The sequence below is a fragment of the Kitasatospora sp. NPDC034533 genome, from assembly GCF_055575155.1.
Map to the genome: position 1 here is coordinate 17,907 of NZ_JBVITE010000056.1, position 12,582 is coordinate 30,488.

Genomic DNA, 12,582 nt, shown 5'->3' on the forward strand with positions numbered 1-12,582 from the left:
GATGCTCCCTAGGATCGACGGGTGAATACCGGACGACGACCACAGACCAGGCTCGGCAGCCTGCTGGCGGCCCTGGCGATAACGGGCGCCTCGCTGCTCCTCGGCCTGCCCGCCCACGCCGACGAACCATCAGCCGGAGCCGCTCCCGCCACCAAGGAGGCCCCCCGGGTCGACCTCGTCCTGGACGTCAGCGGCTCCATGCGGGAGGCGGACATCCAGGGCAAGAGCCGCATCGCGGTGGCCCAGCAGTCGCTGAACGAGGTGATCGACGCGCTGCCCCCGGAGACCGAGTTCGGCATCCGCACCCTGGGCGCGACCTACCCCGGCAACGACAAGACCCAGGGCTGCCTGGACACCAAGCAGCTCTACCCGGTCGGCAAGACCGACAAGGTCGAGGCCAAGACCGCCGTCGCCACCCTGCGGCCCACCGGCTTCACCCCGATCGGCCTGGCCCTGCGCGGAGCCGCCCAGGACCTCGGCAAGGGCGAGACCACCCGCCGGGTCGTGCTGATCACCGACGGCGAGGACACCTGCACCCCGCCCGACCCCTGTGACGTCGCCCGCGAGCTCGCCTCCCAGGGCATCCACCTGGTCGTCGACACCCTGGGACTGGCCCACGACGACAAGACCCGCCAGCAGCTGCTCTGCATCGCCAACGCGACCGGCGGCACCTACACCGACGTCCGCACCCAGGAGCAGCTCACCGACAAGGTGAAGCAGCTGGTCGACCGCTCCAACGACACCTACACGGTGACCCCGGTCAAGACCACCGGCACCGACAAGTGCGAGAACGCCCCGGTGCTCGCCCCAGGCGTCTACACCGACCGCGAGAAGTTCTCCGAGCACCGCGTCTACAAGGTCCCGGTCAAGTCCGGCCAGGAGCTGCGCGCCTCGGTCAGCGTCGCCCTCGACCGCCCGGTGGCCAGGGACTACGGAGTGCTGCTCCAGGCCACCAGCGCGGCGGGCCAGGAGCTGGTCCGCGGCACCGACGCCGGCAGCGGCCGCACCGACGTCGTCTCCACCGGTCTGCGCTGGTCCACGAACGACTCCAAGGGCTACGTCACCGCGAGCCCGACCGCCTCGCCCAGCGCCAAGCCGGAGACGACCGTCTGCCTGGTCGTCAGCAACTCGCTGGCCCCGCAGGCCGGCGTCCAGGCCGACCCCGGCCTGCCGCTGGAGCTGACCGTCGACCTGGCCTCCTCCTCGCCCGCCCCCGAGGGCGCCGCGATGGGCCTCGGCCGCGGCTGGATCCTGCTGCTCACCCTCACCCTGGCCGGACTGGCCTTCGGTCTGGTCTTCGGCTGGATCGCCCGTTGGCGCATCTCCGTCTGGCGGGAGAACTGACCATGCGTACGACGATCCGCGGCGCCCTCGCCGCCCTCGCCCTGCTGCCCGCCCTGGCCCTCGCCGCCCTGGGCGCCCCGGCGGCCTCGGCGGCCCCCGCCGCCTCGCCGTCCCCCTCGGCCAGCGCGAGCGGCACCCCGGCGCCCGTCACCAAGGCCGGCACCTCCTTCCTGACCGCGGTCAACCTCTCCCCGGGCCAGGACGCCAACGTCGCCGTCTCCACCGGCGACTACCTCTACTGGGCCTTCGGCGCCTCCGAGGGCCAGACCCCGACGGTCGGCCTGACCGTCAACCTGGCCCCCTCGGCCGACCGGCACGGCCCGCAGACCTGGTCCGTCGAGGTCTTCGACGGGCTGCGCCGCCGCCAGTCGTGCACCGCCGGCACCCAGAACGCCACCGCCGAGCAGAGCGCCACCACGCTGGCGCTGGACTGCACCCTGCGCGAGGTCCGCACCTGGGCCGAGCCGTGGTCCGGCGACCCGCTGCCCGGCACCTACTACGTGCGGCTGTCGGTCAGCGACGTCCCGCAGCCGGACCTCGGTCTGGCCTCCTCGGTCCGGCTGCACGTCACCGCCAAGGGCGACGCCGACAACGCCCAGCCGGAGGGCGGCGAGCTGAAGGCCCCGCTGGTCCCGCCGGCCGGCGGCGGCGCCGGCACGGCCAAGGCGGCCGCCCCGGTGGCGCAGGAGGAGCACTGGTACACCGGCTGGTTCTCCGGCTGGAACAGCCGCTGGTACTGGACGATCGGCGGCGGCTGCCTGGCCGCGCTGGCCGGCGTCCTCGGCTACAACCTGACCCGGCACCCGCGCGGCCACCGCCCCGGCCACTACGGCGCCGTCCCGTCCCAGGGCTCCCACCCGAGCGGCCACTACGCCGGCTCGGACCGCCCCTGAGGAACACCCCGCGAAAACCCCTGGAGGGGCCGTCCGGACGCCGTTCCGGCCGGCCCCTCCGGCCTGTCCGGGACCGGCCGCGCGGCGCGCTCCCGCCGGGCCCGCGCGGCCGGCACGGGGAGCGCCGCGAACCGACGGGCGGCCACCCGGATCAGGGGGCCGGACCCTCCGAGTCCCAACCCGCGTCAGAAACGGGCCCGGAAAGGCGATGTGATCCACCCCACAGTCGCCCCTCGGAAACGACGGACGATTCGAACCGGCCCCCGAAACGCGAAATCCCCCGGGGGTCAACTCCCGGGGGATTTCGTCGACCGGCCGGAGCCGATCCGTTGGGTGGAGCTGAGGGGATTCGAACCCCTGACCCCCTCGATGCGAACGAGGTGCGCTACCGGACTGCGCCACAGCCCCAACGAGAAGAAACTCTAGCACCTTTCGGAGGGGGTCTGTGACCACCCCCCGGATCGCGGTGCTGGTCGGGGGGTGGCCCGGGGTGGACCCCAGGTCATTCGTTGGCCGCGCGCGGGCGCGACTCGGGGGCCTGCGGTTCGGCGTACTGGTCGAACAGCGGGGTGTTGCGGGACTCCGTGGGGCGGCCGGCGGTCCAGGTGCCGGGCGCCGACAGGTCGAGGCCCCGGGAGACCCTGGGGGCGACCGGAGCGGTCACGTACGTCGGCAGCGGGACGGGCACCGGCTCCCAGGAGTCCGGACCGGCCGCACCGCGCTCGCGCATGCCGTCGACCCACTCCTCGTGCTCGGTCGCCTCGGCCACCGCGGAGGCGGAGGGCACCACGACGGTGGCCTGCTCCGGGTCGACCGCCAGCCTCAGGTGCGGACGGCGGGCCGCCCGCTCCTCGGCGGGCGGGGCCGGGGCGGGCTCAGCCCCGGCGGGGGCCTCGGCCGGGGCCGCGTCGGCAGCCGGGGCGGCGGCCCGCTGCTGCTCGCGCTTGCGCAGCCGCTCGGCCGCCTGGGCGGCCCGGACCCGGTCGAGCTTCACCTCGTACCGCTGGCGCTCCAGCTTGCGCAGGTGGCCGATGTACAGGGTGAGGAGGAGCGCCGGGACCGCCGGGACCCAGAGGAAGGCCAGTCCGGCCACCGCGGCGACCACCGCTCCGAGCGCGAAGGACAGGAAGAGGACGGTCACCATCCGGCGCCGGCGGGCCAGCAGCCGCGCCCGGCGCTCGCTGCCGACCCTCGGCTCGGGGGCCGGCCGCTCGGCCGGACGCTGCGGCGCCGGGGGTTCGGGCTCCCCCGCGGGGTCGCCGGAGACGGCCTCGTCCCGTTCGGGAGGACCGTCGTTGCTCTGCTCGTCGTCACGCGGTTCGTCGCCCAGGGCCCGGGCTGCCCGCCGCTCCAGCGCCGAACGCCCGGCCAGCAGGCGGATGGCGGTGCTGAAGCGTTCCGTCGGGCGCGCCTCGTTGAGTTCGTCCTGCCTGCGGAGCCACATCGGCACCAGATAGGCGGCCCAGGCCCCTACGATGACGGCGTAGATAAGGCCGCTACTGCTCACGATTCACACCGTACGGGCGGTGGGGAAGGGCTGGCAGCAATTTGGCGCGGCGTGTCGTGTGATCAAGCTGATTCTCCGACTATTTTGCCGGTATTTGTGGTGGTCCGGCGTCGCGGTGATGCCATATCGATATTTTATTCGAACATATATTCAATTACCCGGCCGACGGCCGGAACTGAGCGCTCGCCAGCGGGCCAGCACCCCTTCCGGGACCTCCTCGGCGGTCAACGCGTAGACGAGGTGGTCCCGCCAGTCGCCGTCGATGTGGAGATAGCGCGGACGGATTCCCTCCGAACGGAAGCCGAGTTTTTCCACCACCCGTCGGCTCGGGCCGTTCTCCGGGCGGATGCAGACCTCGATCCGGTGCAGTCCGAGCGTGTGGAAGCAGTAGTTCACCGCGAGCGCCACGGCGGTCGGGATGATGCCCCGGCCGGCCACCGACTCGTCCACCCAGTACCCGACGTTCGCCGAGCACATCGATCCCCAGGTGATCCCGCCGACGGTCAACTGGCCGACCAGCCGGCCCTGGTACACCACGACGAAGGGCAGCATCCGGCCGGCCGAGGCCTCGCCGCGCAGGAAGCGGACCATCTGCCGGTAGGTCGGCCGGGGGCCGGCGGCCCGGCCGGCCGGGCCGGGCGGCACGGTGGCCTCCCAGCGGCGCAGCCAGTCCCGGTTGCGGCGGCTCACCTCCTGCCACTCGCGCTGGTCGCGGACCCGGATCGGGCGCAGCACGACCTCCCCCTCGTGGAGCTCTACCGGCCAGCCGGCGTTCAGTGCCCTCTCCCGGATGCTGGAGCCCCGGTCCCCGGGGCGTCGGGCCGGGGGTGGTCCCCGCCGCCGAGCTGGTCGACGGCGTGGGCGAGCAGCGGCTCCAGGACGGCCAGGCCGTCCCTGACGCCGCCGGTCGAGCCCGGCAGGTTGACGATCAGGGTACGTCCGGCGAGCCCGGCCAGCCCGCGGGAGAGCGCCGAGGTCGGCACCTTCTCCCGGCCGTACGCGCGGATGGCCTCGGCGATGCCGGGCACCTGGCGGTCGATCACCCGGGCGGTCATCTCGGGGGTGAGGTCCGTGGGCGAGATGCCGGTGCCGCCGGTGGTCAGCACCACGTCGTAGCCGGCCGCGACGGCCTCGCGCAGCACGGTCTCCACCGGTTCGCCGTCCGGGACGACCCGGGGGCCGTCCGCAGTGAAGCCCATCGCGGTCAGGCCGGCCACCAGCAGCGGGCCGCCCTTGTCCTGGTAGACCCCGGCCGAGGCCCGGTTGGAGACGGTGACGGCCAGCGCCCTCCCGGCCGGATTCCTGGCCGGCGCCCTCCCGCCCGGGGCCCGCCCGGCCGGGTCCCCCGCGGCCGGGGCCGTCACGCGTCCACCTCCGGGGCGGACCAGTCGCCGCTCTTGCCGCCGGTCTTGCTCAGCACCCGGACCGACTCGATCGTGGCGCCCTTGTCCACCGCCTTGACCATGTCGACGACGGTCAGCCCGGCCACCGCCACGGCGGTCAGCGCCTCCATCTCGACGCCGGTGCGGTCGGAGGTCTTCACGGTGGCGGTGATCTCGACCGCGTCGTCCGCGACCGCGAGGTCCACCTTGACGCCGGAGACCGCGATCGGGTGGCAGAGCGGGATCAGCTCCGGGGTCTTCTTGGCGCCCATGATCCCGGCGATCCGGGCCACCGCGAGGGCGTCGCCCTTGGGCACCCCCTCACCGCGCAGCAGCGCGACCACCTGCGGGGAGACCCGCACCCGGCCGGCCGCCACGGCGGTGCGCGCGGTGGCGGCCTTCTCGGAGACGTCGACCATCCGGGCCGCGCCCTGGTCGTCGACGTGGGTGAGGCGGTCGCCGGGGGGAGGTGTCGTCACGGGTAACTCCAGGGGCGAGCAGGTCGAATACCGCGCTACCGTACCGTTCCCCGGCCGGCGGACCGATCAGGAGTCCAGCAACACCACGTCCACCTCGCTGCAGGCGGGCAGTTCGGTGACGCCCTCGGGAACGGTGATCAGGCAGTTCGCCCGGGCCAGTGCCCCGACCAGGTGGGATCCGGCGCCGCCGACCGGCTCGACGGTGCCTTCCGCCGCCGAGTGGCGGCCGCGCAGGAACTGCCGCCGGCCGGCCGGGGAGCGCAGTGCCACCGGGCAGAGCGCGCGGACGACCGGGCGGTGCACGTCGGCGGCGCCGAGCATGGTGCGGATGACCGGCCGGACGAAGAGCTCGAAGGAGATGTAGGCGCTCACCGGATTGCCGGGCAGGGCGAGCAGCGGCACCCCGGCCGCGCCGCCGATCCGGCCGAAGCCCTGGGGCTTGCCGGGCTGCATCCGCAGCCTCCGGAACTCGACCCTGGCGGCCGCGCCGCGGGCCGCGCCCCCGTAGCTCTCGAAGACCTCCTTGACCACGTCGTACGCGCCGACGCTCACCCCGCCGCTGGTGACGATCAGGTCGGCCCGGCCGAGCTGCTCGTCCAGGACGGCGCGCAGCCGCTCGGCGTCGTCCGGGACGGCGCCGACCCGGTAGGCGATGGCGCCGGCCTCCTGGGCGGCCGCGGTGAGGGTGAAGCTGTTGGAGTCGGCGATCTGCCCGGGGCCGACCGGCTCGCCGGGCTGGACCAGTTCGCTGCCGGTGGACAGCACCACCACCCGGGGGCGCGGGCGGACCTTCACGGTGGCCCGGCCGATCGCGGCGAGCAGGCCGAGCTGGGTGGGGCCGAGCCGGGTGCCGGCCTCCAGGACGGTGGTGCCGGCCGTGACGTCGCTGCCGCGGCGGCGGATGTGCGCGCCCTCGGCGACCGGGCGCAGGACGCGGACCTCCTCGTCCGGGACGGGCGGGGTCATCGCGGCGGCGGCCACGCCGGTGCCGGTGCCGCCGTCGGTCCACTCGACCGGGGCGACGGCCTGGGCGCCGGGCGGCAGCGGGGCGCCGGTCATGATCCGGGCGGCCTGGCCGGGCCCGACCCTGGGCAGCTCTCCGGCGCCGGCCGCGATGTCGCCGACCACCGGGAGCACCGACGGGTAGACATCGGTGGCGCCTTCGGTGTCGGCGGTGCGGACCGCGTAGCCGTCCATCGAGCTGTTGTCGAAGGGCGGCAGGTCGCCCTCGGCGGTCACGTCCTCGTCGAGCCGGCAGCCGTGGGCGTCGAGCAGCGGGAGCTCGATCGCGGGCAGCGGGCCGACCTCGGCCAGCACGTCGGCGAGGTGCTCGTCCACGGTCCACAGGCGCGCGGCCGCCGGTGCCGGGTCCGTTCCGGCGTCGCAGCAGGCGCTGGGCGTGGTGCTGTGCTCGGTGGACCCGGTCATCGGCGGCTCGCTCTCTGTCGTGGTCGTCCTGCGTCAGTCCTGCATCTCGGTGCCGACGAACTCCCGCAGCCAGGAGCGGAACTCCGGGCCGAGGTCCTCGCGTTCGGCGGCCAGTCGGACGATAGCGCGCAGGTAGTCGGCGCGGTCGCCGGTGTCGTAGCGGCGCCCCTTGAAGAGCACGCCGTGCACCTGGCCGCCGTCCGCCGTCTCACGGGTGGTCAGCTCGCGCAGGGCGTCGGTGAGCTGGATCTCGCCGCCGCGGCCGGGCGGGGTCTCCCGCAGCACCTCGAAGACCAGCGGGTCGAGGACGTAACGGCCGATCACGGCGTAGTTGGACGGGGCCTCGCCGGGCTCGGGCTTCTCGACCAGGTCCGTCACCTGGAAGACGTCGTCGCCGAAGCCGTTCGCCTTGACGGCGGCACAGCCGTAGAGGTGGATCTGGGCGGGGTCGACCTCCATGAGGGCGACGACCGAGCCGCCGAGCTCCTGCTGCACCTCGATCATCCGGGAGAGCAGCGGGTCGCGCGGGTCGATCAGGTCGTCGCCGAGCAGGACGGCGAAGGGCTGGCCGGCGACGTGCTGCTCGGCGACCGAGACGGCGTGGCCGAGGCCCTTGGGGTCGCCCTGGCGGACGTAGTGCATGTTGGCCAGCTCGACGGACTCGCGGACCCGGGCCAGGCGCTGCTCGTCGCCCTTGCGGACCAGCAGTTCCTCCAGCTCGTACGCGCGGTCGAAGTGGTCCTCCAGGGCCCGCTTGTTGCGCCCGGTGACCATCAGTATGTCGGAGAGGCCGGCGGCGGACGCCTCCTCGACGACGTACTGGATCGCCGGCTTGTCGACGACCGGGAGCATCTCCTTCGGGGTTGCCTTTGTCGCCGGAAGGAACCGGGTGCCCAGTCCGGCCGCGGGCACCACGGCCTTGGTCACCGGCATTCGGGAGTTGGTCGTCGTCATGCGTTTACCTTACTCAGGCATGTTTTCGCCCGGCCGGGCGCCGTCGGACGGCTAGGACAGCACGTCGCGGGGCCCGACCGCAGTGGCGGCCGGATGGGTCGCGACCGGCTGGTCGAGAGGGGGCCTGCCGGCACAGGCCGACAGACTACCGGGCTGCGCGGAACGCTCATGTTCACCGCCCGGAGCGTGATCGGGGCCCTGGACGGCCTGCTCACAGCGGTCGGTTCGGGGGCGTCCCGCCTCCCCCGGGTGCCCGGCCGGGAGCCGCCAGCAGTCGCCGCCGGCCGCCCGGGCCGCGGCGAGCGCCGCGTCCGCCGCGCGCAGCAGGACGGCCGCGTGGGTGCCGTCCTCGGGCAGGACGGCGATGCCGCAGGCGGCGGTGAGTCCGTTGCCGGCGGCGGGGCGGCCCTCGCGCGGGCCGGAGGACCAGTCCAGCAGCAGGTGCCGGCGGACCGACCAGACCAGCCGTTCGGCGACCTGGGCGGCGCCCTCGGCGCCGGTGTCCGGCAGCACCACCAGGAAGTCCTCGCCGCCGTAGCGGCCGAGGGTGTCGGCCCGGCGGATCTCCATCGCGAGCCGCTGGGCGAGGTCGCGCAGCACCGCGCCCGCCCGGCCCCGGCCGTGCTCGGCGACGACCGCGTCGAAGCCGGTGATGGCGAGCATCAGCACGGCGAGCGGGCGCGGGCCGTCGGTCTGCTCGGTGTGCTCGGCGCGGCGGGCGCGTTCGATCTCCCGGTCCAGGGTGAGCTGGAGGTGGCGGTAGTTCCACACCCCGGTGAGCGGGTCGCAGGAGGCGGTGCGCTCCAGTTCGGCGCAGCGCTCCTCCAGTTCGGCGATCCGCCCGCGCAACCGCTCGGCCCCGGCGGCGGCCACGGTCCGCTCCCGCCGTCCGCGCAGTCCGAGGGCGGTGGCGCCGGCCAGTGCGGGGACGCTCAGTGCGGCCAGGGACTGGACCAGCAGCGGGGTGGTCAACGGGGGCGCCCTTTCGCGTGTCAGGCTCTGCGCGTCGGTGGTGCGGGGACCAGGGGTGCGGAGACCAGGAGGACCGGATGCACGGCGATCGGATGCACAACGAGAAGAGTGGCCTGAGGACACGGTTGTTGACGGAACGCCGCGCGCTGACCGCCGAGGAGCGGGCCGCCGCGGCCGAGGGACTGGCCGGGCACGCCGGGGAGCTGGCCGGTCCGGGCGCCACGGTGGCCGCGTACGTCTCGGTGGGCGCCGAGCCCGGGACCCGTCCGCTGCTGGACGCGCTGCGGGCGCGCGGGGTGCGGGTGCTGCTGCCGGTGCTGCTGGCGGACAACGACCTGGACTGGGCCGAGTACGCCGGGCCCGGCACGCTGGCCCCGGCCGGGCGCGGGCTGCTGGAGCCGGTCGGCCCCCGGCTGGGGCCGCAGGCGGTGACGGAGGCCGCCGTGGTGCTGCTGCCGGGCCTGGCGGTGGACCGCTCCGGGCTGCGGCTGGGCCGGGGCGGCGGCAGCTACGACCGGGTGCTGGAGCGGCTGGCCCGGGCGGGCGCGCGGCCGGTGCTGGCGGTGCTGCTGTACGAGCACGAGTTGCTGGAGCGGGTGCCGGCCGAGCCCCACGACCGCGCGGTGGACCTGGTGGTGCTGCCCTCGGGGGTGCGCGAACTCGGCTGAGCGCGGGCCCGGCCGCGCGTGCCCGTCCGGGTACAGCGGCGGCCCCGCCCCCTGCGGGAACGGGGCCGCCGGTGGCTCGGGGCCGTACGGGCGTCAGCCGCTGGTGAGCACCAGCTTGTGCTTGGTCGCCTTCTCGACCGCGTCCGGCGAGTAGGCCCAGGTCAGGAGCTTGCCCTTGAGCCAGACGTCGGTCTGGTCGTTGTAGTTGTCGTGGAAGGCGTGGCCGGAGGCGCCGCCGACGTTGACCCAGCGCGAGGCGTCCAGGTCGTTCAGGTCGACCACCATGCGCATCGAGGGGATCCAGTCGACCTGGTAGCCGGCCGCCGCGTTCCAGCCGGCCGCGTCGACCGCCGCCGAGCCGCCGGAGAGCCGGTACGGACCGCGGTTGAGCAGCTTGTGCACCGCGCCGGAGGCGATCGAGGAGTCGTCGGTGCCGAGGGTCTGCTCGCGCAGCTCCAGCTTGTGCAGGCGGCCCCAGCTCCAGGTGGAGACGTCCTTGCCGAGCAGCGAGGTCAGCTCCTGGCGGGCGTCCTTCATCGCCTCCTTGAGGAGGTTGTCCAGGCCCTTCTGCTCCTTGTGCTGGTCGTCGATGTACGTCCACCACGAGCTGTCGGGCTTCTCCAGCTGCTGGCGCACCACCTCGGTCCAGCGGTCGCCGCCGTCCGGCTGGGCCTTGCCCGGGTCACGGGTGCCGCACTCGGTGACGATCTTGGTGGCGCTGTCCGGCTTGGTCGGGTCGTCCTGCCGGCGGGCCAGCAGGCAGTTGTCCTTGGCCCGCAGGTCGGCCGGGAACTTCTGGCCGAAGGCCAGGGTCAGCAGCTGGCGCCAGACGCCGTTGTAGTAGGCGGCGGCCGCGGAGTCGGCGTCCTGGTGGAAGTTCCAGTCCTTCAGCAGGTCCTGGGCCTCGCGCACGTACGGGTCGTCGATCTGCTGCTTGAGCAGCAGCGGGACCAGCGTCTTGGCCATCACGCTGGTGTTGTCCAGCTGGAGGGTCTGCATGTCGTCCGGCGAGATCTTGCCGTTGTTCTTGAGCAGGCCCTCGATCTGGTCGGTGATCTCCTTGGCGCGGGTGCCGTACTCCCAGTCCTTGGTCAGGCTGTACTTGTAGCTCGGGTCCACCACGGCCTGGTTGGCGGTGACGATGTAGCCGGCCGAGGGGTTGAGGCTCCACGGCAGCGCGCTGAAGGGGATCGGGTCCTTCCACTGGTAGGCGGAGTCCCAGCCCGGCGCGGGGAGGGTGCCGTCACCCTTGCCGCGGACCGGGATGACGCCCGGGGCCTGGTAGCCGATGTTCTTGGCGTCGGCGTAGATCAGGTTCTGCGCGGGGACGTTGAAGTCCTTGGCGGCGGCGCGGAACTCGTCCCAGTTCTTCGCCTTGTCCAGCTCGAAGACGGCGTCCATGGTCTTGCCGGGGCTCAGCGCCGTCCACTGGAGCGCGACGCCGTAGCCGCCGGTGCCGCGGTCGGGGGCGGAGGTGCCGTTGGGGGCGTACTTGCCGACGTTCTGCTGCTCGGTGCTCTGGTCGGAGATGAGCGGGGCGCCGGTCTGGGTGGTGCGGACGGTGATGGTGCGGTCCTCCCCGCCGGCGACCTTGATGGTCTCCTTGCGGAGGTCGAACTTCACGTCCTTGCCGTCCACCTGGTAGGTGTCCGGGCCGGTGACCTTCTCCAGGAAGAGGTCGGTGACGTCGGCGCCGAGGTTGGTGAAGCCCCAGGCGATGTCCTGGTTGTGGCCGATCACCACACCGGGCATGCCCGCGAAGGTGAAGCCGGAGACGTCGAACTGGCAGGCCGGGGAGCTGGTCCGGCAGTGCAGGCCCATCTGGTACCAGACCGAGGGCAGGCCGGGGCCCAGGTGCGGGTCGTTGGCCAGCAGCGGCTTGCCGGTGGTGGTGTGCGAGCCGGCCACCACCCAGGAGTTGGAGCCGATGCCCTGGCCGGGGCGGCCGAGCAGCTGCGGCATCGAGTCGATCCGGTCGGTCAGGCCCTGGAGCACCGCCTTGGTGGCGGCCGCGCCCTGGGTGGTGCCGCCCGTGCCGGGGGCCGCGCCGGACTGCGGGGAGCCGTCGGCGGGGCGGTAGGCGTCACCCGCCACGGTGCCGGTCTTCACGATCGTGCCGTTGCGGGCGTACGGGTAGTCCGGGTACAGCTCGGCGATCTTGTCCGGGCCGAAGTCCTGGGCCAGCAGCGAGCGGTCGACCTCCTCCTGGAGGTTCCCGGAGAGGTTCCAGGCCATCGCCTTGAGCCAGGCCACCGAGTCGACCGGGGTCCACTGCTCGGGCTTGTAGCCGCCGTTGACGACCCCGAGCAGCGAGTACTCCAGCGAGGCCTGCGCACCGCCGGGGTGCTCGGCGAGCCAGGCGTTCACGCCGTCCGAGTACGCCTGGAGGTACTTCTTGGTCTCCGGGGACAGCTTGGTGTCGAACTCCTTCTGCGCCACCTGCCGCCAGCCCATGGTGCGGATGAAGGCGTCGGTGTCCACCTGGCCGTCGCCGAACATCTCGGAGAGCCGGCCCGCGGTGATGTGCCGGCGGACGTCCATCTCCCAGAAACGGTCCTGCGCCTGGACGTAGCCCTGGGCGCGGAACAGGTCCTCGGAGGTGTCGGCGTACAGCTGCGGGATGCCGTTGGCGTCCCGCTTGACGTCGACGGGCGCGCTCAGGCCCGCCACCTTGACGCTGCCGTCGACCTCCGGGAAGGAGGCGCGGACCGCGGTGACCCCGCGGTAGCCGCCGTAGCCGGCGCCGGCCACCAGCAGCACGACCAGCACGATCACGATCAGACGGGCGCGCCGGAACTTCTTCGAGCGGGGCATCTGGGTCCTTGCGGTCCTGACTTCGGGGCGGGCGGGGCGTGTCCAGGGCCTGCGACCCCGGCAGGGCACCACATTAGGCCGAGTCGACCGCGCACCGTGAACGGGGGACCAAGCTAAAGATATGGCAAAATGTTAGACTGC

At 73.6% G+C, this 12,582-nt stretch carries 11 protein-coding genes and 1 tRNA gene; 3 read left to right on the forward strand and 9 right to left on the reverse strand.

Features of this window, described 5'->3' with window-relative positions; genetic code table 11:
- Positions 1-21: 21 nt before the first annotated feature.
- Both ACZ55U_RS30015 and ACZ55U_RS30020 read left to right on the forward strand, forming a co-directional pair.
- Positions 22-1,344, forward strand: coding sequence for a VWA domain-containing protein (locus ACZ55U_RS30015; RefSeq protein ID WP_465531017.1), 1,323 nt, complete (start codon positions 22-24; stop codon positions 1,342-1,344).
- A gap of 2 nt (positions 1,345-1,346) precedes the next feature.
- Positions 1,347-2,237 (forward strand): peptidase, encoded by an 891-nt coding sequence (locus ACZ55U_RS30020; protein WP_465531019.1) that lies wholly within the window; start codon positions 1,347-1,349, stop codon positions 2,235-2,237.
- Between the two features lie 334 nt (positions 2,238-2,571).
- Here the strand turns inward: ACZ55U_RS30020 and ACZ55U_RS30025 are convergent.
- The 8 genes from ACZ55U_RS30025 to ACZ55U_RS30060 all read right to left on the reverse strand — a co-directional run bounded on the left by ACZ55U_RS30025 (position 2,572) and on the right by ACZ55U_RS30060 (position 8,959).
- A tRNA-Ala gene (locus ACZ55U_RS30025) sits at positions 2,572-2,645 on the reverse strand.
- Between the two features lie 94 nt (positions 2,646-2,739).
- Entirely contained in the window at positions 2,740-3,744 is a 1,005-nt protein-coding gene (sepX, locus tag ACZ55U_RS30030) for a divisome protein SepX/GlpR (RefSeq protein WP_465531021.1), read from the reverse strand.
- A 150-nt stretch (positions 3,745-3,894) separates the two neighbouring features.
- Complete coding sequence (locus ACZ55U_RS30035; protein ID WP_465531075.1) at positions 3,895-4,521, reverse strand: GNAT family N-acetyltransferase; 627 nt, start codon at positions 4,519-4,521, stop codon at positions 3,895-3,897.
- The gene (locus tag ACZ55U_RS30040; protein WP_465531076.1) at positions 4,518-5,027 is read right to left on the reverse strand and encodes a MogA/MoaB family molybdenum cofactor biosynthesis protein; all 510 of its coding nucleotides are present in this window, start codon (positions 5,025-5,027) and stop codon (positions 4,518-4,520) included. Before ACZ55U_RS30040 ends, ACZ55U_RS30035 begins: the two co-directional genes overlap by 4 nt.
- Positions 5,028-5,104: 77 nt before the next feature.
- Complete coding sequence (gene moaC / locus ACZ55U_RS30045) at positions 5,105-5,545, reverse strand: cyclic pyranopterin monophosphate synthase MoaC (protein WP_465531077.1); 441 nt, start codon at positions 5,543-5,545, stop codon at positions 5,105-5,107.
- Between the two features lie 126 nt (positions 5,546-5,671).
- Positions 5,672-7,033, reverse strand: a complete 1,362-nt coding sequence (gene glp / locus ACZ55U_RS30050; RefSeq protein ID WP_465531023.1) for a molybdotransferase-like divisome protein Glp — start codon at positions 7,031-7,033, stop codon at positions 5,672-5,674.
- A gap of 33 nt (positions 7,034-7,066) precedes the next feature.
- The gene (gene galU / locus ACZ55U_RS30055; RefSeq protein WP_465531025.1) at positions 7,067-7,987 is read right to left on the reverse strand and encodes a UTP--glucose-1-phosphate uridylyltransferase GalU; all 921 of its coding nucleotides are present in this window, start codon (positions 7,985-7,987) and stop codon (positions 7,067-7,069) included.
- Positions 7,988-8,038: 51 nt separating this feature from the next.
- The gene (locus ACZ55U_RS30060; protein WP_465531027.1) at positions 8,039-8,959 is read right to left on the reverse strand and encodes a GGDEF domain-containing protein; all 921 of its coding nucleotides are present in this window, start codon (positions 8,957-8,959) and stop codon (positions 8,039-8,041) included.
- A 92-nt stretch (positions 8,960-9,051) separates the two neighbouring features.
- On the opposite strand from ACZ55U_RS30060, the gene ACZ55U_RS30065 reads away from it, so the two are divergent.
- Positions 9,052-9,627 (forward strand): 5-formyltetrahydrofolate cyclo-ligase, encoded by a 576-nt coding sequence (locus ACZ55U_RS30065; protein WP_465531078.1) that lies wholly within the window; start codon positions 9,052-9,054, stop codon positions 9,625-9,627.
- Positions 9,628-9,720: 93 nt separating this feature from the next.
- Here ACZ55U_RS30065 and ACZ55U_RS30070 read toward each other — a convergent pair whose 3' ends face one another.
- On the reverse strand, positions 9,721-12,441 hold the full coding sequence (locus tag ACZ55U_RS30070; RefSeq protein WP_465531029.1) for a penicillin acylase family protein: 2,721 nt from the start codon (positions 12,439-12,441) through the stop codon (positions 9,721-9,723).
- Positions 12,442-12,582: the final 141 nt, after the last annotated feature.